The organism is Nonomuraea sp. NPDC050202, assembly GCF_040656115.1.
In the GTDB taxonomy this organism is placed as follows: Bacteria; Actinomycetota; Actinomycetes; order Streptosporangiales; family Streptosporangiaceae; genus Nonomuraea.
This window is the reverse complement of record NZ_JBFALF010000004.1, coordinates 501,296-523,622: the sequence shown is the minus strand read 5'-3', so window position 1 is coordinate 523,622 and position 22,327 is coordinate 501,296. Positions and strand designations below refer to the sequence as shown.

The following is a 22,327-nucleotide window of genomic DNA, read 5'->3' as shown; positions in this document are numbered from 1 at the left end:
TCCGCAGGTAGGGTGAGGCCCACACCTCTCCACTAAGGACAACTCATGGCGGAATTCGTCGAGATCCGCATGACGATCGGGAGTCACGAGAGGGCGGCCGAGCTGGCGCACGGCATCCTCCTCGCGGGCCTGGCCACGTCGATCGACATCGCAGAAGCCCCGGACCCGGCCGCCCCCCGCGACGAGCCCGCCTGGCAGCTCACGCTCATCACGACGGATGAGCAGGCCCCGATGCTGGAGCGGCACGTCAGGGGCGCCGGCGCCGACGCCCCCATCGACTGCCGGCCGGTGATCCACGACTTCGACGGCCATCCCGACTGGCTCACGGGCGACCAGCAGTGACGGCGTCCCGCCTCAGTGGCCCCGGTGCCGGAAGGTCTGCGCGCCGGCGCGGTGCACGGCGGCCTTGACCAGCCCGAAGATCGCTCCCTGCAGGGCCGCGGCGACGAGGACCTCGGTCCAGCCGCGTTCGAGGTCGTCGGCGTCCGGGGCGTCGTCCTGACCGGACGCCAGCTTCCAGGCCCGCTTGAACAGCGCGGACGCCAGCACGCCGCCCAGCAGGCCCATCCCCAGCGACGTGGCTTTCTCTACGGATTGCATGGCATCTCCTTACCGTGATGTGGTGTCTGCCGTGCCCCGTACCAGCCGCTTAAACCTCGATCATCCGACTCGGCGCATCAAGCCGTGGCAGGCGATGGCGGCGGCGGCCACCACGTTCAGCGAGTCGACCCCGGCTGCCATGGCCTGCGCGCTCATCGGGATGCACACCGCCTGGTCCGCCTCCTCCAGCCAGTGGGACGACAGGCCGTCGCCCTCCGCGCCGAGCAGCAGCGCCACCCGGTCGCCCAGCTCGACGCCGTCGATGGGGGCGGCGCTCTGGTCGGGGGTCAGGGCCAGGGTGCGGTAGCCGGCGGCGCGCAGCCGGTCGAGGCCGGTGAACCAGTCGTCCATGCGCGCGTACGGGATCGAGAAGACCGCGCCCATCGAGACCTTCACCGCCCGCCGGTAGAGCGGGTCGGCGCACCGGGGGGACAGGATGACGGCGTCCACGCCCAGCGCGGCGGCGGATCGGAAGATCGCGCCGACGTTGCTGTGGTCGACCAGGTCCTCCAGGACCAGGAGGCGGCCGGTGCCGCTCTTGAGCAGGGCCTCCAGGGGAGGCAGCGGCAGGCGCTCCATCGAGGCCAGCGCTCCCCTGTGCACCTGGAAGCCCGCGATGCCCGCCATGATCTCGTCGCTCACGACGTAGACGGTGGCCTCGCCGAGGACGTCCTCCAGCGAAGTGAGCCAGCGGCGGGTGGTCAGGACCGAGCGGATCGGGTAGCCGGCGCCGATGGCCCGCCTGATCACCTTCTCTCCCTCGGCCAGGAACAGGCCCCGCTCGGCTTCGAGGCTCTTGCGCAGCTCGACGTCCCTGAGCCGGGTGTAGTCGGACAGGCGGGGGTCGTCGGCGTCGGTGACGTACTCAAGCACCTTCCGATACTGCCACGCGCCGCCTGACCTGCCAGACCACGGCGTAGCAGAGGAGGACCGCGGCCAGGCCGATCACCGTCCCCGCGCCGGTCTTGGTGATCACGGCGGCGATGCCGAACTTCGGGTTGGGCTCGTCGATCATGGGCCAGAACAGGCCTCCGGCCAGGACGCCGGCGCCGGCCGCCGCCAGCACGGTCCAGCGGGCGCGGGCAGGCAGGCGCAACCGGTCAGGTACGGGCGCGGCCACCATGCGGGACAGCCCGCGCCAGCCCCACCACACCACCACGGCCAGGCCGATCGCGGAGGAGACGTACTGCAGGAGGCGGAAGAGCCTGATCACGCCGAAGACGGAGACCGACAGCCACGCGCCCCACTCGGCGGGGCCCGTGGAGTGGGTGAAGGAGTCCCACAGCACGTGGGTGGCGGCGCCGATCACGGCGCCGGCCAGCATCGGGAGCAATCGCAGCCGGTCGGGCACGAGGAGCGCGGCGCGTCCCGCCAGGCCGGGCGGGAGCAGGGCGATCAGCGGGTCGCGCAGGACGGCGTGGAAGAGCGGCAGCAGGATCAGGACCGCGAGCGGGTCGATCGTGACCACGCCCAGCCAGGAGTGCGTGTCGGTGTAGTCAGGCATGAACGGCAGGAAGACCGGCAGATCGGGCACCATGGCCCCCAGCGCGAGCGCCCACGGGTCGACGAACCTGCGGATCCGCCGCGAGCCGATCATCGGCAGCACGGCGGCGACATGGCTGGGCGTGAACGGCACGGTGTCTCCCCCCGGTGGACATTCCCCCGCGATCATTATGCGGCCGGGATTTGACCTTGTTTTGCCGACGTTGTACGAGGTCACGGGCGGTAGTGGGTACCTTACGTATCGCTGTCGACGGCCGGATAGCCGGGAGTTCGGGGGTTCATGGTGCCTGATCAGCGGATTCAGGAGCATCCGGCCGCGTCAGCCGAATGGTTGCGTGCCGCGCGGACCGCGCGCGCGCTCTCCGTGGGCACGCTGGTCTGGCTGGGCGCGGAGAGCACGCTCGGCCTGGCCGCGGGGCTGGCGGCGCACTCGGTGGCGCTCATCGGGTGGGGGCTGTCGGCGTTGGTGGAGGCGGTGGCCAGCCTGATCGTGGTGTGGCGGTTCACCGGCGCGCGCACGTTGTCGCCGAGCGCCGAGAGCACCGCCAGGAAGGCGGTGGCGGTGAGCTTCTGGCTGCTGGCGCCGTATCTCGTCCTTCACGTCGCGCACGACCTGGACGCGGGGCACCGGGCGGCGCCGAGCGTGCTGGGGATCGTGGTGACGACGTTCAGCCTGGTCAGCATGCCGGTGCTGGGGGTGGCCAAGCGGCGGCTCGGGGCGCGGCTGGCCTCGGCGGCGACCTCGGGCGAGGGCACGCAGAATCTCATCTGCGCGGCCATGGCGGCGGGGGTGCTGGCCGGGTTGTGGCTCAACACCGTCGGCTGGTGGTGGGTGGATCCGCTGGTGGCGGTGGTGCTGGCGGCCGTCGCCGTACGGGAGGGCAGGCGCGCCTGGCACGGTCACGACTGCTGCCATTGACAGCCGATCACGATCACGCTCACCGTAGATCGCGGCCACATTAAGTAATCGTCGCACCAAAAGGGCGGTTTTGCCACATAGACCGCACCGAGTATCGTTCCCGAAGTATTGCGGAGCATCTCCCGCTAGGGTCTCCGGAAGGTCACGAGAACACCTAAGAGGACATCGTGGGGCGACACCGCACAGACGATCTCGACGGCGGATACAGAGCCAGCGAACCACCACCACCGCGCAGGCGAGCCAGGCGCGGTCGCGGCAGAGTGCTCGTACCGCTGGCGGGGGCCGTCGCCCTGGCAGTGCTGCTCGGCGTCGCCGCGTTCGTGATCTTCAACCGGGAGCACGACTGCTCGGGCGGCAAGCTGCCGCTGCGCGTGGTCGCCACCCCCGACATCCAGCCGGCGCTGAACAAGATCGCCAGCAACTATAACAAGGCCCTGCACTCGATCGACAGCAAGTGCGTCGAGGTGACGGTGGCCAAGGAGGCGGCGGCCAGGACGGCGAACGCGCTGGCGGCGGGCAAGGTCGGCGCCGACTTCTGGGTGGCCGACTCCAGCCTGCTCATGGAGAGCATGCGCAGCGCCGGGGCCGGCGACGCGCTGCCGCAGGTGGAGGGGTCGATCGCGAGCTCCCCCGTGGTGCTGGCGGCGGCCAAGTCGGCCGCGTCGAAGCTGTCCGGCACGCTCCAGCCGAGCTGGGTCTCCCTGATCTCGGCGGCGAACGTGGCCAACGTGGACGGCCCCGGCAGGAAGGTGCGGGTGCTCGCCCTCGACCCGCAGAAGAACTCCGCGGGCCTGGCGGCCCTGCTGGCCGCGGCCGGCACCGCCAGGGAGGCGAAGCAGGACAAGGCCCTGGTCGGCGCGCTGAAGGAGCTGTCGGGCCAGCTCGCCTCCGACTCGACCGCGCTGCTGGCCAGCCTCACCGTCAAGTCGGGCAGCAGGGTGCCGGTGGGCGTCGCCTCCGAGCAGGCCATCTACGCGCACAACACGAAGAAGCCCGAGTCGCCGGTGGTCGCCCTCTACCCCAAGGAGGGCACGCTCAGCCTGGACTACCCGGTCACGATCCTGACCAAGAACCCCGAGGTGCTGAAGGCCGCGGCGGACTTCAAGCAGGCCCTGGCCGCCGAGTCGGCCAAGAAGATCCTGCGCGACGCCGGCTTCCGCAGCACCGACGGCAAGGCGGGCGACGCGCTGACCGAGGACAAGGGCTTCACCTCCGAGACCCCGGCGGCGCTGGACCCGCCGGACGGCGCGACCGTCGCCCGCATGGTGCAGACCTGGACCCGGCTGAACCTCGGCACCCGCCTGCTCACCCTGCTCGACGTCTCCGGCACGATGGCGCTGCCCGTGCCCGGCACGAACATGACCCGCATGCAGGCCATCAACCGGATCGCCACCGAGGGCCTCGGGCTCTTCCCGCCGGGATCCGAGATGGGGCTGTGGTCGTTCTCCACGCACATGGACGGGCAGGGCAAGGACTGGAAGGAGCTCGTCTCGGTCGGGCCGCTCAGCGAGTCGATCGACGGGGCGACGCGCAAGGAGATGCTGGTCAGGACGTTCGCCCAGCTCCAGGCCAAGTCCACCGGCGACACCGGGCTGAACGACACGATCAAGGCGGCCTACACGCAGCTGACCAAGACGTTCCAGGAGGACAAGGTCAACACCCTCCTGATACTCACCGACGGCGCGGGCAACGACGACCCGGACGGCGGCGTCAAGAACGCCGAACTCCTGGAGTTCCTGAAGAAGACCTACAACCCGAAGCGGCCGCTCACCATCCTGCTCATCGCGTTCGGTCCGGACGCCAAGAAGGGCAAGTCGCAGATGGAGGCCGTGGCCAAGGCCACGGGCGGCGAGGCGTACATCGCCGAGAACATCCTTCAGGTCCGCGACTTCTTCCTGCAGGGCATGGAGCGCCGCCTCTGCATGCCGAACTGCGACGGCTGACAGCGACAGGCCCGCCATGCTCGTTGGGCATGGCGGGCGAACCTGGCCGATCGAGGCGGCGTCCTCTCCGCGTGGGGCTTGAGTGAGCGTCCTACCTGCGGGGAGGGAAATCCGTGCCTGGATGGCCGACCGTCGATCGCGCGGGCGATCAGGAGCTGGTCGAAGCTCTGCGGCGCGCGGAGACCGCCGCTCCCGCGACGCTCTACGACTCCTACGCCGAACGGCTGCACGACTACGCGTTCTCCCTGTCGGGCCAGAGCGACGTGGCGGCCGACTCCGTGCACGACGCGCTCGTCACCGCACAGGGCTGCGTGGCCCGGCTCAGGGAGCCGGCCCGGCTGCGCGCCTGGCTGTACGCGCTGACCAGGTTCCAGGTACGGGCCAGGATGGCGCGCCGCCCCGGCACCCCGTCGGGCGGCATGCCGCTGCCCGCATTCCCGGAGCCGGGCGAGCACGGCGACACCGAGCTGGCCGACCTGGTCCACGAGGCGCTGGGCGAGCTGAGCAGGGGCCAGCGCGAGGTGCTGAAGCTGTCGGTGCGCCACGGCCTGACCCCGTCGGAGGTCGGCGCGGTGCTCGGGCTGACCTCCAGGCAGTCGGCCGCCAGGCTGGGCAGGGCCCGCGACCATCTGGAGAACGCCGCCGCGGCCGTGCTGCTGGCCAGGACCGGGCGGGCGCACTGCCCCGACCTGTCGGCGATGCTGGACTCCTGGGAGGGGCCGCTCACCCCGCTGCTGCGGCGCCGGCTGTCGGGGCACATCAGCGGGTGCGAGGTGTGCACCGAGGGCAGGCACCGGCAGGTCTCGGCGGCCAAGCTGCTCGACCTGGTGCCGTTGGCCCACCCGCCGATCTCGCTGCGCCGCCGGGTGATCGACACGTGCGTCAAGCCCGAGCTGGACGACACGCGCGTCCTGATCACGGATCGGGGTGACAGCTTCGACCGGTCGGGGTTCCCGGTGCCGGCCGATCGCCGCTCGCGCCGCCGGCCGCGGCGGCTGGCGCCGCTCATGCTGGCCGGCGCGTGCCTGCTGGCCGCGACGGGCGCGGTCGTGGCGCTGAACGGCGGCGGCAGCTCCGGGACGACCACGCTGCGGCCGGTCCCCTCCCCCACCACCTACCTGGAGGAGAACCCCACGCCCGAGCCGGTGATCGAGGAGGACGAGCCCAGCCCGTCGCCGACGCCGAGCGCGACCCCGAGCCGCACCCCGTCGCCCAGGATCACGCCGCCGGCGGCCGCCCCGCGCAGGAGCAGCAGGCAGGCCGCCGTGCCCACACCCTCCCGGCGCAGGCCCGTGCCGGAGGCCCGGCTGCGCGTCTCGTGCCCGCAGACGATCGCCGGCGTGGCGCGGATCGGCATCGGCGCCCGCAACGCCGCCGTCTCGTGGGTGGCGACGGCCTCGCAGGGTCTCGACGTGCACCCGGCGAGCGGTTCGGTCAGGGCGGGCGCGTCGGCCACGGTCGTGGTGACGGTCGTCGAGCCGAACGCCTCCGGCAGCGGCCGCGTCACCTTCACCTCGAACGGCGGCACCGCCACGTGCTCCCTGTCCTGGCAGGGCGACGACGACCCCGAGCCGCCGACCGACGGCCCGCCTGCCACCGAGGAGCCGACCGAGTCGCCGAGCGCCGGCGTCGCCACCACATCGGCCGGCGGTGCCGTGGAGGAGCCGGGCCCTGACTCCCAGTAGCCCCAGCTTTAACACGACAAACAGATATAAATCGGACCCTGACTCGTGAACCCTAGGCAACATAGGGCATTCTGGTGTGCTTGGGGATGCGCCGGGACAAGCCGATTTTCTGACTGTGTGTCGAAGGTCACACGAGAAACCTCGGCATGCCTGTAAACCGGAGCGCGTCGCCAAGCGTCGGCATTGACGTGTCATAGCGCGTATTGGTCCCATGAACTGCGATCAACACGCGCTTCAACCAGCAAGGGCAGGAGAGAGACAGGAGATGCTCAAGCAGCACCGCAGAGCGCTGGCCTGGCTGGTCGCGCTCGCCTGCATCGCGGGAGCGGTCATCGCGCTGTTCGATATCGAGACACCGCTGCGCCCGTTCCTGATCTCCTTGTTCCTTCTGGTCGTGCCAGGAGCGGCAGTGGTGGGACTGTTGCGTGATCGTGACCCCCTCGCCGCCCTATCCGTAGGAGCCGCGGCGAGTCTCGTACTCAATGTGCTCCTCGCCGAAGCCATGCTGCTCTTCAACGCGTGGTCGCCCCGAGCCGGTGTGGCGACGGTCGCCGTGCTCGGAGGGTTCATGTACGTGCTTCGGGTGTTGTACCGGGGGAAGAGCATGCAGACCGAACAGGGGGCCAGGGCAAGGTGAACATCCAGGTAGTTCGGCCGCGAGAGCTCGGGGACTCCGAGCGGGCCCGATGGCGGGAGCTGCAGAAGGCCGACCGCAGTCTGGACAACCCGTTCCTGTCGGTCGAGTTCGCCGTGGCGATGGACCGCTTGCGCGACTACGTGAGGGTGGCGGTCATCTCCGACGGGAGCGGCATCCAGGGGTTCTTCCCCTACGAGCGGCACAGCTTCGGCATCGGCAAGCCGCTCGGCGGATTCCTCACCACCTGTCACGGCCTGATCTCCGTCCCGGAATTGAAGCTCGACGCCAAGGCTCTGCTGCGCGCCTGCAAGCTCAGCGTCTTCGACTTCGACCACCTGGTGGCGGGGCAGCCGACGTTCGCCGAGTACGAGTCGGACGTCCGCCCCGCGCCGGTCATGGACTTCACCTCGGGCTTCGAGGCCTGGATCGAGCAGGTCAAGGCCAACTCCCCGAAGAACCTCAAGACCGTCCGCTACAAGGAACGCAAGATGGGGCGGGAGCAGGGCGAACTGCGCCTCGAGTGGGCCTCGGCCGACCCCGAGGTGCTGCGTACCCTGCTCGCCTGGAAGTCCGACCAGTACCAGAGGACTGGCCGGGTGGACAGGTTCGCCCAGCCGTGGATCGTCGAATTGACGAACATGATGCATGCCGAGAACTCATCGGACTTCGCGGGTGTCCTGACCATGCTTTATGCCGGTGACGTACCGGTGGCGGGGCATTTCGGCCTTCGTACGGCGACCACGCTTGTAGGGTGGTTCCCCGCCTACGACACCGAGTTCGCCCGCTACTCGCCGGGCATCGTCCACCACCTCCAGATGGCCGAGGCCGCAGCGAACGCGGGTCTGCACATGGTCGACATGGGCAAGGGCGGCAAGGAGTACAAGGACTGGCTGAAGAGCGGGACCCTGTACGTCGCCGAAGGCCGCGTCTCGCGTCCGTCCGCCTCCGCGGCCGTTCACTGGATGGGCCGAACTCCTTTCAACAAGGCCCGAACAATTGTCCTGGATCGGCCGTCTCTCTATAAGGCGGCCGACCGTGTCCTGAAGGGCTTCGGCCGGGTGCGCAGCTCGATGCAACGTCAGGAGCCCTCCAACGCAGTAACCCAGGAACCAACGGGAGCGCGCTGAGCGACCCCGGAAACACCCCCCGGCACCAGCACCAGCACCAGCACCAGCACCAGCACCAGCACCAACACCCTCACACTCCACACAGGACCCTTCGATGCACCGTTCGCCGGCTTCGCCTTTCCCGCAGCACCCGGGGGTGGTTCCGTCCGGCCCGCAGAGCGGGGTCCCGGAAGGATTTCCCTCGCCATGAGTCCCGAGATAACCAAGCACAACGGCAAGGTTCACCCCTCGCCCCTCCGGTCGATGCCGCCGCCTACGAGCTTCACGCCGGTGACCCCGCACCTGGCCATCTCCCCGACGGTCAGCGTGGTCGTGCCGGCGATGAACGAGGCGGAGAACCTGCCGCACGTCTTTGCCACCATCCCGCAGTGGGTTGATGAGATCGTGCTCGTCGACGGCAACTCCGTCGACGACACGGTGGCCGTGGCCAAGCGGCTGCGGCCGAACGTCAAGGTGGTGACGCAGACAGGCAAGGGCAAGGGCGACGCCCTGGCCGCCGGTTTCGCCGCCTGCACCAGCGACATCATCGTGATGATCGACGCCGACGGCTCGACCGACGGCCGCGAGATCATCAACTTCGTGGGCGCGCTGGTCACCGGGGCCGACTTCGTCAAGGGCTCGCGCTACGCCGCCGGTGGCGGCAGTGACGACCTGACGCTCAACCGGCGTCTTGGCAACAAGGTGCTCACGGGCATCGTCAACGTGATGTACAAGACCCAGTACACCGACCTGTGCTACGGCTACAACGCCTTCTGGGCGCGCCACCTTGATGTGCTCAACCTTGACTGCGACGGCTTCGAGGTGGAGACGCTGATGAACGTGCGCGCGGCCAAGGCCGGGCTGAAGGTGCACGAGGTGCCCAGCCACGAGCGCAACCGCATCCACGGCGAAAGCAACCTGCACGTCGTACGAGATGGCTTCCGCGTGCTCAAGACCATCCTGAAGGAGTGGCGTCGCCAGCCCACTCCGCCTCAGCCTGAGCCCGCCGCCACTCCCGCCGCTGACCGAGGCGTCGCATAACAAAGGATCCGAGTGAACACGTCTGTTGTCATCTGCGTCTACACCGAGGAGCGGTGGGAGGACATCAGGCAGGCAGTCGAGTCGGTCGAGAACCAGACACGCCCGGCACACGAGCTGATCCTGGTGGTCGACCACAACCCCGACCTGCACCTCAAGCTCAAGCACGAGTACCCGCAGGCCATCGTGGTGGAGAACACGCACGAGCAGGGGTTGTCCGGTGGCAAGAACACCGGCGTGGCCACGGCCAACGGTGAGATCGTCGCCTTTCTCGACGACGACGCGGTCGCCGATCCCGGGTGGCTGGAGGCTTTGGAGGAGGGCTTCCAGGAAACCGGTGTCGTCGGCGTGGGCGGTCGTACCGACCCCATCTGGGCGTCGGGCACGCGGCCGCGCTGGTTCCCGTACGAGTTCGACTGGACGGTCGGCTGCACCTACCGCGGCATGCCCGCGGTCAGGGCGCCGATCCGCAACGTCATGGGCGGCAACGCCGCCTTCCTGCGTGAGGCCGTGTCCGAGGTGGGCGGCTTCCACAGCGGCATCGGCCGCAGCGTGCAGGGACGCAAGTCGCGCCCGCTCGGGTGCGAGGAGACGGAGTTCTGCATCAGGCTGAGCCAGCGCAAGCCTGGCTCGGTCATGCTGTTCGAGCCGCGCGCGGTGATCGGGCACAAGGTGTCGAAGCAGCGCGAGCGGTTCGCCTACTTCAGGTCCAGGTGCTACGCGGAGGGGCTGTCGAAGGCTCTGGTGACGCGGGAGGTCGGCACCCAGGACGGGCTGTCCAGCGAGCGCGCGCACGCGATGAAGACGCTGCCGCTCGGGGCGCTGCGCGGGGTCGGTGAGGCCCTGCGCGGCGACGTGGGCGGGCTCGGCAGGGCCGTCGCGATCGTGGTCGGGCTGGCCTGGACGACCTGGGGTTACGTCGTGGGTTCCGTACGGCTGAAGGTGGCACGATCATGATCCGCGTACCGATCCTGATGTACCACTCGGTCACCGACGCGCCCAACGACGAGACCAAGCCGCACGCCGTACGCCCCTCCGACCTGGAGGAACAGCTCGCCTACCTGGCGGAGAGCGGCTTCACGCCGCTCACGCTGGGCGACCTGGTGGCCAGGTTCAACAAGAACAACGGGCTGTCGCTGCCGGACAAGCCGATCGTGGTGACGTTCGACGACGGCTACGCCGACTTCCACACCCGCGCGCTGCCGCTGCTGGAACGCCACAACTTCCCGGCCACGGTCTTCCTGACCAGCGGCTGGGTGTCCGACGCGGGCAAGGACGCCGCGGGCCGGCCCCTCGACGACATGCTGTCGTGGGGCCAGGCCCGCGAGGCCGCGCAGACCGGCGTCGAGATCGGCGGCCACAGCCACAGCCATCCCCAGCTCGACCAGCTCCGCACCGAGGAACTGCGGCAGGAGCTGCGCAGGAACAAGGGCCTGCTGGAGGAGAAGATCGGCACACCGGTCGCCACCATGGCCTACCCGTACGGGTACTCCAGCGCCCGGGTCCGCCGCGAAGTGCGCAAAGCCGGGTATTTCGCTGCCTGCGCCGTGAGCAACACGATCGCCGCCGATCGGCATGACATGCTCGCCATCCCCCGGTTGACGGTCGGCAAGAACACGACCATCAACATGTTCAAGCGCGCCGTCGAAGGCAACGCCGTACCTCTCATCTACATGCGCGAACGCATCCTCACCAAGGGGTACGCGGTCGTCCGCAGGACGAGGTACGGGCTGCAGCGGGTGCGCGGAAATGTCTAACCTCTGGGGGAAGGTCCTGCGCGACCTGCGTAACCCGCTGTTCCTGCAGGGTTACGCGCTCATGGTGAACACCGTGATCACCGGCGTGCTCGGCATGGGCTACTGGTTGCTGGCCGCGCACTTCTACTCGCCCGAGGAGTTCGGCCGCGGGCAGGCCGTGATCACGGCGATGCGGCTGTTCGCGTCGCTGACCGCGCTCGGCTTCGTGGGCGCGCTGGCCCGGTTCCTGCCGGTGGCGGGCCGCCGCACGCCCGAGCTCATCCTGCGCGGGTACGGCCTGGCCGCCGCAACGGGCGGGGTCGCGGCCCTGGGGTTCCTGCTGACGCTGCCCATGTGGGGGAAGACGTACTCGGTGCTGGCCGGGTTCGGGCCGGGGCTGTTCTTCCTGGCGTCCGTGGTGGTGTGGGCGGTGTTCACGCTGCAGGACGTGGTGCTGACCGGGCTGCGCAGGGCCACGTTCGTGCCGCTGAACAACCTGGTCTTCGGCCTGGTCAAGATGGGGCTCCTGGTGGCGGTGGCCGGGGCGCTGCCGTCCGGCGGGATCTTCGTCTCGTGGGTGATCCCGACCGCGCTGGCCCTCATCCCGGTCAACTGGCTGATCTTCGGCGTCGTCGTGCCCCGGCACGTCAAGCAGGCCGATCCCGTACAGGAGCCGCCGAAGCTGCGGGAGGTCGGCCGCTTCCTGGCCGGCGACTTCCCCGGCACGCTGTCGATCCTGGCGATCGTCTACCTGGTGCCCGTGGTCGTCGCCACGCAGGTGGGCGAGGCCACGTTCGGCCGGTTCTCGATGGCCCACACGCTGGCCAGCATGATCGAGCTGCTGGCCATGAACATGGCGGTGTCGCTGACCGTCGAGGGCTCCTTCGACCGTGGCAGGCTGGCCGAGAACTGCCGGCGGGCGCTGCGGCGCGCCTTCATGATCGTCACTCCGATCATCGCGGTGGCGATCCTCGGGGCGCCGCTGATCCTGACCATCTTCGGCTCGGCCTTCGCCGAGGAGGGCACGACGCTGCTGCGGCTGATGGCGCTGGCGGTGCTGCCCCGGGTGCTGATCGAGGTCTACCTGAGCGCGCTGCGGGCGCAGAGCAGGGCGCGGACGCTGGCGATCGTCCAGATCGGGCTGGCGGTGCTCGTGCTGGTGTCCACCGTGACGCTGTTCCCTCACTTCGGGGTGAACGCCGTCGGGTACGGATTGCTCTTCAGCGAGGTGCTTGTCGCACTTTTGATCTTCGGAAATCTACGCAAAATTCTCAAATTCGACGAAAGCGGTAGGTCGACTGTCACCCAGGGGTCGTCCGGGGCTTCATGATGGTCAACGTGAGGCAACGGGACGGCGATGGCATGCAATCGGGGATCACGGGCTCCTCGGACGTGCGTGGTGACAAGGAGGAGTCAGACGTGCCCTTCGATCCGGAAGCGACGGGAGTCATCCCCAAGCTGACGTTCCCGCCCGCGGGCGAGGAGGCCGGCTCGGCCGACGACTCCCCGGAGAGCACCGGCGGCGAGGGAAAGGCCACGCCGGAGGCGGACAGGACTACGGCCATCCGGCTGCCCGGGCCCCTGCACATCGGGCATCCGCCCACGGCCGACGAGACCGCCGACCCCTCGACGGCCGGCACGGTCTCCATGCCGGTGCAGCCGGCGGCCGGGGGTTCGGAAGCCGACGGCTCGGAGACCGGGAGTTCGGATTCGGAGGCCGCCGACGAGGGCGACACCTCGCCCGGCCTGCGTCCCCAACCGGCCAGCGGCCCCCAGCCCGCGCCCGGCACCAAATCCGGCGCGGGTACCCAGCCCGCGAGCGGCACCAAGCCCGGCACCGGTACCCAGCCCGCGAAGCCCGGCCCCCCCGGTGCCAAGCCTGCGGCGGCGGGTTCTGCCGCCTCCGGTGCGCCCGCCAAGGGCACGTCCGGCGCGCCTTCGTCCAAGGGCACCGGCGCGTCTCCGGCTGAGGCGCGGCCGAGCAGCGGCGCGCCCGGCAAGGCTCCCTCAGCAGGGGCCGCCTCCACCGGCGCGCCTTCCAGCGGGGCACCGTCCACCGCGGCGCCGTCCACCGCGGCGCCGTCCACCGGGGCGCCGTCCACCGGGGCGGCAGCGACCGGGGCGGCAGCGACCGGGGCGGCAGCGACCGGAGGGGCGTCCGCCGCAGCCGCCGCCGGAACGCAGCCCATGAGCACGCATCCCACTGGAGCGCCGACCACCGGCGGACCCGGTGCCAGCGGGCCCGGGGCCGGTGGACCTGGCGCCGGTGGACCTGGGGCCGGTGGGCACGGTGGTGGGGCTCGGCCGGTTGCCGGGTCGCAGGGGCTGGCGAATCTGGTGCAGCCGCCCCCGGCCACCTCCCCCGCGCCGGGGATGGCGCCGCAGGGCCCGTCGGGGCCGCAGGCCGTGCCCGAGCAGGCGCAGCAGGCCGCGTTCCAGCAGGCCCCGCCGCGCCAGGCGCCGCCCGGGCAAGCACCCGGGCAGGCGCCCCGGCAGGCCCCCGCCAAGCCCCGCACGCTCAGGAGCAGGGTCGGGGCGCTGGTGGCGAGCGCGCCCACGTGGCTGCCCGTGCTGCTGGTCATCGAGGGCCTGGTCATGTACGTCCTCGCCCTCAAGGTCCCTCCGGGCCCGCTGCGCGGCGTGGATCCGGCCGACATCGACGGCCTGGGCCTGATCTCGGCGCTGCCGACCACGGCGTTCATCGCCATCCTGATCATGATCGTGTCGTTCTTCATCACGGTCACCCAGAGCACCGACCGCAAGTTCCTGCTGCTGTTCCAGATCGCCGCCATCACGTTCGCCCTGCACGGCGCGGGCGCGCTGGTGGCCGACGAGCCGCGCTTCCCGACCGCGTACATCCACGCCGGTTTCGTGGAGTTCATCGGCAGGACCGGCGAGACGGCGATCAACATCGACGCCCGCATGGGCTGGCCGGGCTTCTTCGCGTTGTTCGCGTTCGTGACGAAGGCCGCCGGGATCACCGACCTGACGCCGATCCTGCAGTGGACGCCGCTGCTGTCGAACCTGCTCTACCTGCTCCCGTTCGTGCTGATCCTGCGCCAGGTGGTGGCGACCACGCGGGCGCGGTGGTTCGCGGCGCTGCTGTTCGTGCTGGTGCAGTGGATCGGGCAGGACTACTTCTCGCCCCAGGGCTTCACGTTCGCGCTGTATCTGGCGTTCGTGGCGATCCTGCTGAGATGGTTCGGACGGGTGGAGACGCGGACGAAGCCGATCCCGCCCAAGGGCCTGCGCAAGCTGATCGGCAAGCTGGACGCGATGACGCCGGGCGAGCTGGCCAACACCGGCACGTTCAGGGCCGACAAGCTGCTCATGCTGATGATGCTGGTGGCGCTGTTCGTGGCGTCGGTGGCCTCGCACCAGATCACGCCGTTCATGATGCTCGGCGTGGTGACGGCGTTCCTGATCTTCAAGCGGACCACGCTGACCTGGGCGCTGCCGTTCTTCCTCGGGCTGGTGGTGCTGGCCTGGATCAGCTACATGACGGTGGGCTTCTGGGCCAGCCAGATCGACACGATCTTCGGCGGCCTGGGCAACATCCTGCAGAACCTGCGCAGCAACACCGGCGACCGGATCGAGGGCACCGACCCCGCGCACGCGATGGTGCTGCAGGCCCGCCTGGGCATCCTCGCGGTGATCCTGGGCTGCGCGGCGGTGGGCATCTTCCGCCGGTTCCGGCGCGGGGTGTTCGACCGGTCGGCGCTGATCCTGCTGTGCGTGCCGGTGCTGGCGCTGGGCCTGCAGAGCTACGGCGGCGAGATCGGGCTGCGGATCTACATGTTCGCGCTGCCCGGCGCCTGCCTGCTGGCCGCGTACGCGTTCTTCCCGAACCTGCCGGCCGACAGCGCCGACGTGCGCGAGGAGACCGTCCCGCTGCGCAAGCGGAACGTGCGCTTCAACCCCGAGCTGACCAAGCGGATCTCGATCGTGCTGGCGGCGTGCTTCGCGGTCATGTTCGCGTTCGCGTTCCTGGTGGCCAGGTACGGCAACGAGAAGTTCGAGCGGGTCACCACCGGCGAGGTGGCCGCCCTGCACTACGTCTACGACCACGACGAGCCCAGCGCCCGGGTGCTCTACCTGGTGCCCAAGGAGGGGCCGGAGGTCACGCCGACCCTGCCGTGGGGTGAGCGGGACGTGGAGAAGGTCAGCTTCAACCTGCAGGCGCTGGTGCACAAGGATCCGGCCCAGATCTCCGACGCCGTGCAGGCGCTGAAGGAGGCGTCCAGGAACTCGTACCTGATGGTGAGCCGGGGCCAGGTCAGCTACCTGCAGCTCAACGAGGGCTTCCCTGCCGACTGGGGCGAGAAGTTCCGCGCGGCGCTGGACAAGTCGCCCGACCTGAAGCGGGTCTACTCCAACGCGGACGCGGCGCTCTACACCTGGAAGAACTTCGTCAGAGGCACCGAGATCCCCGAGCCGAACCCCTACAAGGGCCGCGGCGAGCCCACCTCGCCGTGGACGCCGGTGGGCATCGGCGCGCTGGCTGTGACCTGGGTCGCACTCTTCGGGTACGAGATCATCCGGCTGAACGGCCCGAACCGGGCGCCGAGGGCCCGCAAACGCCTGCTGTTCCTGGCGATCCCGGCCTTCGCGGTGGCGCTGGCAGTGATCATCGAGCGGTTCATCTATATCGCGCAAAATAACTGAATTCCCAGGAAACACTCAGCTTGTGCGGGATGATGCTCTCCGATGAGGACACAGGAGACACATCCCGCCAGGCCGGACGTACGCCTCGCCGCAGCGAGAATCGCCTCCGTCGACGCCTTACGGGGTTTCTCGCTGCTGGGCATCCTCGTCGTGAACATCGCCTTCCTGGCCTCCGGCTACCGGATGGCCGGGATGGCGGAGCCCGCGTTCGACTCGTCCCTCGACTGGGGCGTGCGGTGGTTCGTGACGCTGTTCCTGGAGAACAAGTTCTATCTGCTGTTCTCGTTCCTGTTCGGGTACAGCTTCACGCTGCAGGCCGACTCGGCCGGGCGGCGGGGGCGGCCGTTCGCGCCGATGTTCCTGCGGCGGCTGGCCGGGCTGTTCCTGCTCGGGCTGGCGCATGCCGTGCTGCTGTTCCCCGGGGACATCCTGACGGCGTACGCCGCCGTGGGGCTGGCCCTGCTGATTTTCCGCCGGGTCCGGCCGAGGACGGCGGTGGCGCTCGCCATCGCGCTCACGCTGGTGCTGGCGCTCGCCTTCGTGCTGCTCGCGCTGCTGGCCACGGCGGGCCTGGACCTGTCGGGCCGGGTCGCTGACGGGCAGGCGCAGGCCGCCGCCTCGAACTCGGCGCTCGGCGGGGAGTTCTGGCAGATCGTCTCCGAGCACCTCAGGAAGCTGTCGCTGATCATCGTGGCGCGGGTCTTCTTCCAGGGCCCGGCGGTGCTGGCCGCGTGCCTGATCGGGCTGGCGGTCGGCAAGCTGGGCGCGCTGCGCGACGTGTCCGCGTACACGGGGACGCTGCGCAGGCTGCAGTGGGCCGGGTTCACGGCCGGGCTGGGCGGCGCGATCTTCTACACGGCGTCGGTCTGGGCCGGCTCGGTGCACAAGTTCTGGGGCGAGGCGGTGGACCTGGTGACGGCGCCGCTGCTGGCGGCGGCGTACGCGGCCACGTTCCTGCGCGTGCTGCCGCACGTGCCACGGCTTGCGCGGGCGCTGGCAGCTCCCGGCAGGATGGCGCTGTCCAACTACCTGGCGCAGTCGCTGATCTGCTCGCTCATCTTCACCGGGTACGGCCTGGCGCTCGTGGACCGGGTCAGCCCGCCGCTGGAGGTGCTGATCGCGCTCGGCGTCTTCGCGCTCCAGGCCGGTTACAGCCACTGGTGGCTCAAGGGGCACCGGTACGGACCGGTGGAGTGGCTGCTGCGCTGGCTGACGTACTGGCGAAGGCCCCCCGTGCGGGGATGAACGCCGTACGGGGAAAACCGGGTGAGGCGGCCGGCGTGACCGGGAACAATGGGCGGGCATGCGCAACTGGCCTGTACACGACCTGCGGCTGACCACGCCCCGCCTCACGCTCCGGCTCCCCTCCCTCGACGACCTCGACGAGCTGGCCGACCGTGCCGTGGAGGGGGTGCACGAGCCTGACCGGATGCCGTTCGGCGTGCCCTGGACCGACGCGCCCGCCGCGGAGCTGCCCGCGAGAGTCGTGCTCTACCACCTCGGGGTCATGTCGCGGTGGCGGCCCGAGGAGTGGTGCTGCAACTTCGCCGTCGTCCACGAGGGCCGGGTGATCGGCACCCAGGACGTCAAGGGGATCGACTTCGCGGTCACCCGCGAGGTGCACACGGGCTCGTGGCTGGGCCGCGCGTACCAGGGCAAGGGGCTCGGCACGGAGATGCGCGCCGCCGTCCTGCACCTGGCCTTCGCCGGGCTCGGGGCGCTGTCGGCCGCCTCCAGCGCCTTCCTGGACAACCCGGCCTCGCTCGCCGTCTCGCGCAAGCTCGGCTACCGGCCCGACGGGGTGATGGTCCAGTCGATCCGCGGGCGGCGGGCGACGCAGCAGCGGCTCCGGCTCGACCGCGAGGACTTCGACTGCCCGGTCCCGGTGGAGATCCACGGGCTGGCGGCCTGCCTGCCCCACTTCGGGCTGGGGTGATCGGGGCACCCCCGTAGTACTCCAGAGCTACGTCACAGATCCACTCCCAGGTGGGACGCCGACGACGGGGCGTGATCCATAGGTTCGCCGCATGTCCACCCGTTCGCGCCGTACCCCGCTCGCCCGGCTGCCCCTGCTCGCCCGGCTGCCCGTGCCCGCCCGGCTGCGCCGGAAGGTGTTCACCGCCGTCCTGGCCACGTCCGTGGTGGTGCCCCTGGCGGGCTCCGAGGTCCCCGCTCCCGCGCCGAACCGGCCGCCAGGGGGTCTGACCGAGGCCCGGTACGCCGCCGTCCGCCAGGGCATCCTGGCGGCCGAGCGGATGGCTGCCGGGCGCGGCCAGGCGCGCCGGGCCGCGGCGCTGCGCGCGATGGCGGAGCCGGGGCGGCGGTTCCTGTGCTTCGACGGGCGTGCCGGGGGGCGCTCCGCGGAGGTCTTCGGCGACCTGGCCGGGGCCGCGCGGGTGGCCGTGCTGGTGCCCGGCTCGGACACCGGCCTCGACACCTACGGGCGGCTGCGCGCCGGCGCGCTGGCGCTCCAGCGGGAGCTGGGCGATCGGGCCGCGGTCGTCGCCTGGCTCGGCTACCGGACCCCGAGCACGCTCGGCGCCGCCGTCCTGACGACCGGCCGGGCGGACGAGGCCGTCCCGGGGCTCCAGTCGCTGGTACGCGAGCTGGGCCCCGCCAGGGTGTCGCTGCTGTGCCACTCCTACGGCGCCGTCGTCTGCGGGCGGGCCGCGGCCGGGCTGGGCGACGTGGCGAACATCGTCCTGTACGGCGGGCCCGGCACCGGCACCAGCGGCCCGCTGCGCACCCCCGCCCCCGTCTGGGCCGCCCGCGGCACCCGGGACTGGATCGCGAACGTGCCTCACGTGCAGCTCCGGCTGCCGTTCCTCACTCTGGGGCTCGGTCTGGACCCCGTCTCCCCGTCGTCGGGCGCGCGCGTCTTCGCGGCGGGCGACGGCGGCCACAGCGACTACCTGCGGCCCGGCTCCCTGTTCCTGCGCAACGTCGCCGCGATCGTGTCGGGGGTGGCTCCGGATGCGTGACCTGCTCGAACGCGTCGAGACGGCGACCCCGGCGGATCGCGATCGCGGGCTGGACGGGCTGCGCGCGCTGGCCATCCTCGGGGTGGTGCTCGGGCACTGGCTGGTGACGGCCCTGGTGACCGACAGCGGCACCGTGCGCGCCGCCAGCCCGCTGCGGGAGCTGCCCCAGCTCGCGCCCGTCTCCTGGCTGTTCCAGACGCTGGCGGTGTTCTTCCTGGTGGCCGGGATGGTGGCGGCCCGCGGCGGTGCCGTTCCCGGCATCGGCTACCGGGTGTGGCTCGGACGGCGGCTGGCGCGCCTGTTCCGGCCGGTGGCCGCCGTGGTGCTGGTGTGGGTGGTGATCGCGGTCGCGATGCTCGCCTGCGGTGTCGGGCTTGCCAGCGTGACCTCGCTGGCCAAGCTGGTGTGGTCGCCGCTGTGGTTCCTGCTGGTCCTCACCGTGCTGACGGCCGCGACCCCGCTGGTCACCAGGCTGCATCCGGCCTGGCCGCTCGCCGTCGTCGCGCTGGTGGACCTGGTCCGGTACGGCCTGGACGGCCCCGCCTGGCTCGGCGGGGTGAACGTGGTGGCGGGCTGGGCGGTGCCTTACTGCCTGGGCTTGTCCTGGGGACAAGGCGGCGGCGCGCTGCAACGGGTCAGGGGCGGTCCAGGCGGCGCGCTGGGACGGGTCGGGGCCGGTACCGGCGGCCTGCCGGGACGGGGGACCGGATGGGCGCTGCTGCTCGGCGGGACAGGCGCCACCGCCGGGCTCGTCCTGTGGGCGGGTTACCCGGCGGCCATGGTGGGCGTGCCGGGCGCGGAGATCTCCAACCTCGACCCGCCCACCCTCGCGGCCGTCACCTTCGGCCTGGCCCAGTGCGGAGCGGCCCTGCTGCTGCTCGGCCCCCTGCGCCGGATCCTGCGGCGGCCGGTGGCCTGGGCCGCCGTCGCGCTGGCGAACCTCTCCGCGATCACGATCTTCCTCTGGCACCAGACCGCCATGATCGCCGTCACCGCCCTCGGCCTGCTCGCCGGCCAGGCCCTGCCCGGCCTGCACACCGCCCCGGACTCGGCCGGTTGGGTGGTGGCCAGGCTGGCCTGGTTGCCGGTGTTCGCCGTGGCGCTGGCGGCGTGCTGGGCGGCCTTCCGCGGCCACGAGCGCCCACGCCGCACCTCACGGCCGGACGCGCCTCCGGCCCGCGGCTCACGGACCGACACGCCCCCGCCCCGCGGCTCACGGACTCACGCGCCGCCGCGCCCCGACCACTTGATCTCGTAGGGCCGCAACGTGACCTGCCGCCCGTCAACGGTGGCGGAGACCTCCCGGTCGGAGGTGTTCACCATCACGACCTGGCTGGCCTGGCCCATCGCCTTCACCTTGGGGTCGGAGGTCTGCACCTCCTGCACCTCCACCCCCGCGGGGAACCACTTGGTGAACCCGCTGAGCAGCCCCGCCATGGGCAGCTCGCCGCCCACCTTGGGCCCCCAGAGGCACCCGGCGCACTCGCCCTCCCCCTTCATCTGCGGGTTCCAGTAGAGGGCGGTGGTGACCCCGCTCTTGGCGAACTCCATGAGCGCGGCCGCCTGGACGGCGGTGCGCTTGTCCTCGCTCCACTGCGAGTTCTCTGGCTCGACGTACCACTCGGCCCACCACACCGGCAGGTCGTCGCTCTCCTGCCGCAACCACGTGGTGATGGCGCTGAACTTGGCCTGGGCGGCGAAGTCGTTCGGCACGTTGCCCTTGTCGTTGGTCATCGAGGCGCCGTCCACGACGATGAAGTCGGCGCCCTTCTTGTGCTCGATCCAGTACTTGACGGCGTCCAGCGCCCGCTGGTCCACCGTGCCCCAGGGGCCGCTCAGCTCGGACGGGCCCTGGGCGCGCGCGGTGCTGCCGATCGGCACGTAGGGGCCGCCGACCTGGATCTCCTTGTTCACCTTCTTCAGCGCCGTGTAGACCTTGTTGTACAGCTCGGTGTACGCCTCGGCGTCCCACCGGTTGGTGGCCGGGTCCCAGAAGCCCTTGAACTCGTTCCACACCAGGTAGTGCTTGACCGTCGGGTACTGCTTGGCCACCCGCACCGCGAGCTTGGCGAAGTCGTCGAAGTGCTCCCTCTCGGGGGCGACCGTGTGGTTCTTGCTCCAGTCCGTACGCCCGGCCTGCCCGCCCTTCATCCAGTCGGGCGCGCAGCAGAGCGTGATCACCGGGACGCCCCGCGAGGACGAGATGAACGTCAGCCGCCGGTCGAGGTCGACGAAGTTGAACTGGCCGGGGCTGGGCTCCGGGTTGCCGACGCCCCAGCCCATGATGTGCTGGTTCTGCAGCATGGGGACCCGGCCGAGCACGCCTCTGGCTTCGTCCGCGACGGCCTGCGGCTCGTTGTCGGCGCTGTACTGCGTGTGGGTGACGCCCCAGCGCGGCCAGTTCTCCAGCGGCGGAGGCTCGGAGAGCTGGGGCGCGGGCTCCGTGGGCGCCTTCGTGGCCACCTCGCTGCCCTTGAACACGCTCCGCTCCTGCGTCCGCATCGCGGCGTACACCATGATGCCCGCCACCAGTACGACCGCGAGAATGCCGGCTCCAAGTGCGATCGGCCATGGCGATCGTCGGCGCGCGTGTCGGCCGTCGGTCGGAATCACTGAACGCTCCTCATCCTCGCGAGACGTTGGGGGAACCACGAACCTACAAGGTCCGCGAACGTACAAGGGCTGGACACAAGTCCAGCCCTCTTTACGCTAATCGTCCCGCTTGCAAGCCGCTTGCCGTCAATCTTCGCGTGGCGGCCGCTGCCCTCCCGCCGGGCCGGGAACGCCGGCGTAGCGGTACGGGACGGGCTGCCGGCCCGGCTGCACGATGAGGAGCGTGCCGGGAGTCTCGGCGTAGAAGGCGGATTCGACGGCGGCGGCCACGTCCTCGGCGTTGAGCAGCGGGAAGCCGGCGTTGACGAACATCTCCCGCGCCTCGGCCACCAGCGGCGTGTCGGTGAAGCCGGGGCAGACCGCGCCGATGCGTACGTTCTGCGCGGCCAGCGGCTCGGCCAGCGCCCTGACCAGGCCGACGACGGCGTGCTTGGTCATCGTGTAGATCGGGTCGCCGGAGAAGGCGGTGAGCCCGGCCAGCGACGAGGTGACGACGATCGCGCCGCCGCCGGAGCGCAGCAGCAGCGGCATGGTGGCCCGTACGCCGAAGACGACGCCGTCCATGTTCACCCCGACGACCTGGCGGTAGCGGGCGAGGTCGAAGTCGGCCAGGTCCACCCGCCCGGAGATTCCGGCGTTGAGGTGGACGAGGTCGAGCCGCCCGTACCGCTGCTCGGCCAGCGCGACGGCCTCCAGCGAGGCCTCCTCGGTGCTGACGTCGGCGGCCAGCCACGCGCCGTCCAGCTCCTTGGCCAGCCGCTCGACCCCCTCGCCGTCCATGTCGACGAGGACGCACCTGACGCCGCCCGTCGACAGGCGCCGGGCCACGGCGGCGCCGATGCCGCTCGCGGCTCCGGTGATCAGTGCAACAGTGCTCATGACGCTCCTTGCGGGGGATGGA

The 22,327-nt window shown here is 70.8% G+C and carries 20 protein-coding genes; 15 read left to right on the top strand and 5 right to left on the bottom strand.

Annotated elements, in window-relative coordinates:
* The first annotated feature begins 45 nt into the window (after positions 1-45).
* Positions 46-342, top strand: a complete 297-nt coding sequence (locus tag AB0I79_RS16240) for a hypothetical protein (RefSeq protein WP_357872882.1) — start codon at positions 46-48, stop codon at positions 340-342.
* Positions 343-354: 12 nt separating this feature from the next.
* Here the strand turns inward: AB0I79_RS16240 and AB0I79_RS16235 are convergent, their stop codons facing one another.
* The 3 genes from AB0I79_RS16235 to AB0I79_RS16225 are packed head-to-tail and all read right to left on the bottom strand — an operon-like array spanning position 355 to position 2,236.
* Positions 355-600: a DUF4235 domain-containing protein gene (locus tag AB0I79_RS16235; protein WP_357872880.1), complete on the bottom strand. Its 246-nt coding sequence runs from the start codon at positions 598-600 to the stop codon at positions 355-357.
* A gap of 60 nt (positions 601-660) precedes the next feature.
* Positions 661-1,473: an RNA methyltransferase gene (locus AB0I79_RS16230; protein WP_357872878.1), complete on the bottom strand. Its 813-nt coding sequence runs from the start codon at positions 1,471-1,473 to the stop codon at positions 661-663.
* Positions 1,466-2,236 (bottom strand): DUF4184 family protein, encoded by a 771-nt coding sequence (locus AB0I79_RS16225; RefSeq protein ID WP_357872876.1) that lies wholly within the window; start codon positions 2,234-2,236, stop codon positions 1,466-1,468. Before AB0I79_RS16225 ends, AB0I79_RS16230 begins: the two co-directional genes overlap by 8 nt.
* Positions 2,237-2,383: 147 nt before the next feature.
* Between AB0I79_RS16225 and AB0I79_RS16220 the strand changes: the two genes are divergently transcribed.
* From AB0I79_RS16220 to AB0I79_RS16155, 14 genes are all read left to right on the top strand, one after another.
* On the top strand, positions 2,384-3,022 hold the full coding sequence (locus AB0I79_RS16220; protein ID WP_357872874.1) for a hypothetical protein: 639 nt from the start codon (positions 2,384-2,386) through the stop codon (positions 3,020-3,022).
* 260 nt (positions 3,023-3,282) lie between these two features.
* On the top strand, positions 3,283-4,965 hold the full coding sequence (locus AB0I79_RS16215) for a substrate-binding domain-containing protein (protein WP_357872872.1): 1,683 nt from the start codon (positions 3,283-3,285) through the stop codon (positions 4,963-4,965).
* Between the two features lie 113 nt (positions 4,966-5,078).
* Entirely contained in the window at positions 5,079-6,650 is a 1,572-nt protein-coding gene (locus AB0I79_RS16210) for a sigma-70 family RNA polymerase sigma factor (RefSeq protein WP_357872870.1), read from the top strand.
* 265 nt (positions 6,651-6,915) lie between these two features.
* Positions 6,916-7,287 carry a hypothetical protein gene (locus tag AB0I79_RS16205; protein WP_080045753.1) on the top strand — a complete coding sequence of 124 codons (372 nt, stop codon included), beginning with the start codon at positions 6,916-6,918 and terminating at the stop codon, positions 7,285-7,287.
* Positions 7,284-8,414 (top strand): GNAT family N-acetyltransferase, encoded by a 1,131-nt coding sequence (locus tag AB0I79_RS16200; RefSeq protein WP_357872867.1) that lies wholly within the window; start codon positions 7,284-7,286, stop codon positions 8,412-8,414. Before AB0I79_RS16205 ends, AB0I79_RS16200 begins: the two co-directional genes overlap by 4 nt.
* Positions 8,415-8,600: 186 nt before the next feature.
* Complete coding sequence (locus AB0I79_RS16195; protein ID WP_357872864.1) at positions 8,601-9,434, top strand: glycosyltransferase family 2 protein; 834 nt, start codon at positions 8,601-8,603, stop codon at positions 9,432-9,434.
* A 12-nt stretch (positions 9,435-9,446) separates the two neighbouring features.
* A complete protein-coding gene (locus AB0I79_RS16190) occupies positions 9,447-10,388 on the top strand; it encodes a glycosyltransferase family 2 protein (RefSeq protein WP_357872862.1) in 942 nt (313 codons plus the stop codon).
* Complete coding sequence (locus tag AB0I79_RS16185) at positions 10,385-11,188, top strand: polysaccharide deacetylase family protein (RefSeq protein WP_357872859.1); 804 nt, start codon at positions 10,385-10,387, stop codon at positions 11,186-11,188. The genes AB0I79_RS16190 and AB0I79_RS16185 overlap by 4 nt, the downstream gene beginning before the upstream one ends.
* Positions 11,181-12,497 (top strand): polysaccharide biosynthesis C-terminal domain-containing protein, encoded by a 1,317-nt coding sequence (locus tag AB0I79_RS16180; RefSeq protein WP_357872856.1) that lies wholly within the window; start codon positions 11,181-11,183, stop codon positions 12,495-12,497. The genes AB0I79_RS16185 and AB0I79_RS16180 overlap by 8 nt, the downstream gene beginning before the upstream one ends.
* 89 nt (positions 12,498-12,586) lie before the next feature.
* On the top strand, positions 12,587-15,832 hold the full coding sequence (locus AB0I79_RS16175; protein WP_357872854.1) for a hypothetical protein: 3,246 nt from the start codon (positions 12,587-12,589) through the stop codon (positions 15,830-15,832).
* A 42-nt stretch (positions 15,833-15,874) separates the two neighbouring features.
* The gene (locus tag AB0I79_RS16170; RefSeq protein ID WP_357872851.1) at positions 15,875-17,077 is read left to right on the top strand and encodes a DUF418 domain-containing protein; all 1,203 of its coding nucleotides are present in this window, start codon (positions 15,875-15,877) and stop codon (positions 17,075-17,077) included.
* 58 nt (positions 17,078-17,135) lie between these two features.
* Entirely contained in the window at positions 17,136-17,768 is a 633-nt protein-coding gene (locus tag AB0I79_RS16165; protein ID WP_357872848.1) for a GNAT family protein, read from the top strand.
* A 91-nt stretch (positions 17,769-17,859) separates the two neighbouring features.
* On the top strand, positions 17,860-18,813 hold the full coding sequence (locus tag AB0I79_RS16160) for an alpha/beta hydrolase (protein WP_357872845.1): 954 nt from the start codon (positions 17,860-17,862) through the stop codon (positions 18,811-18,813).
* Positions 18,806-20,071 (top strand): acyltransferase, encoded by a 1,266-nt coding sequence (locus tag AB0I79_RS16155; protein ID WP_357872843.1) that lies wholly within the window; start codon positions 18,806-18,808, stop codon positions 20,069-20,071. The genes AB0I79_RS16160 and AB0I79_RS16155 overlap by 8 nt, the downstream gene beginning before the upstream one ends.
* Here AB0I79_RS16155 and AB0I79_RS16150 read toward each other — a convergent pair.
* Entirely contained in the window at positions 20,035-21,342 is a 1,308-nt protein-coding gene (locus tag AB0I79_RS16150; RefSeq protein WP_357872840.1) for a xylan 1,4-beta-xylosidase, read from the bottom strand. The genes AB0I79_RS16155 and AB0I79_RS16150 overlap by 37 nt on opposite strands.
* Before the next feature lie 210 nt (positions 21,343-21,552).
* On the bottom strand, positions 21,553-22,305 hold the full coding sequence (locus AB0I79_RS16145; RefSeq protein WP_357872837.1) for an SDR family oxidoreductase: 753 nt from the start codon (positions 22,303-22,305) through the stop codon (positions 21,553-21,555).
* Positions 22,306-22,327 lie beyond the last annotated feature (22 nt).

Coding starts and splice junctions, on each gene's coding strand:
- AB0I79_RS16160 (WP_357872845.1), top strand. CDS start 17,860: ATGTCCACCCGTTCGCGCCGTACCCCGCTCGCCCGGCTGCCCCTGCTC.
- AB0I79_RS16185 (WP_357872859.1), top strand. CDS start 10,385: ATGATCCGCGTACCGATCCTGATGTACCACTCGGTCACCGACGCGCCC.
- AB0I79_RS16165 (WP_357872848.1), top strand. CDS start 17,136: ATGCGCAACTGGCCTGTACACGACCTGCGGCTGACCACGCCCCGCCTC.
- AB0I79_RS16220 (WP_357872874.1), top strand. CDS start 2,384: ATGGTGCCTGATCAGCGGATTCAGGAGCATCCGGCCGCGTCAGCCGAA.
- AB0I79_RS16145 (WP_357872837.1), bottom strand. CDS start 22,305: ATGAGCACTGTTGCACTGATCACCGGAGCCGCGAGCGGCATCGGCGCC.
- AB0I79_RS16240 (WP_357872882.1), top strand. CDS start 46: ATGGCGGAATTCGTCGAGATCCGCATGACGATCGGGAGTCACGAGAGG.
- AB0I79_RS16155 (WP_357872843.1), top strand. CDS start 18,806: ATGCGTGACCTGCTCGAACGCGTCGAGACGGCGACCCCGGCGGATCGC.
- AB0I79_RS16170 (WP_357872851.1), top strand. CDS start 15,875: ATGAGGACACAGGAGACACATCCCGCCAGGCCGGACGTACGCCTCGCC.
- AB0I79_RS16195 (WP_357872864.1), top strand. CDS start 8,601: ATGAGTCCCGAGATAACCAAGCACAACGGCAAGGTTCACCCCTCGCCC.
- AB0I79_RS16180 (WP_357872856.1), top strand. CDS start 11,181: ATGTCTAACCTCTGGGGGAAGGTCCTGCGCGACCTGCGTAACCCGCTG.
- AB0I79_RS16205 (WP_080045753.1), top strand. CDS start 6,916: ATGCTCAAGCAGCACCGCAGAGCGCTGGCCTGGCTGGTCGCGCTCGCC.
- AB0I79_RS16235 (WP_357872880.1), bottom strand. CDS start 600: ATGCAATCCGTAGAGAAAGCCACGTCGCTGGGGATGGGCCTGCTGGGC.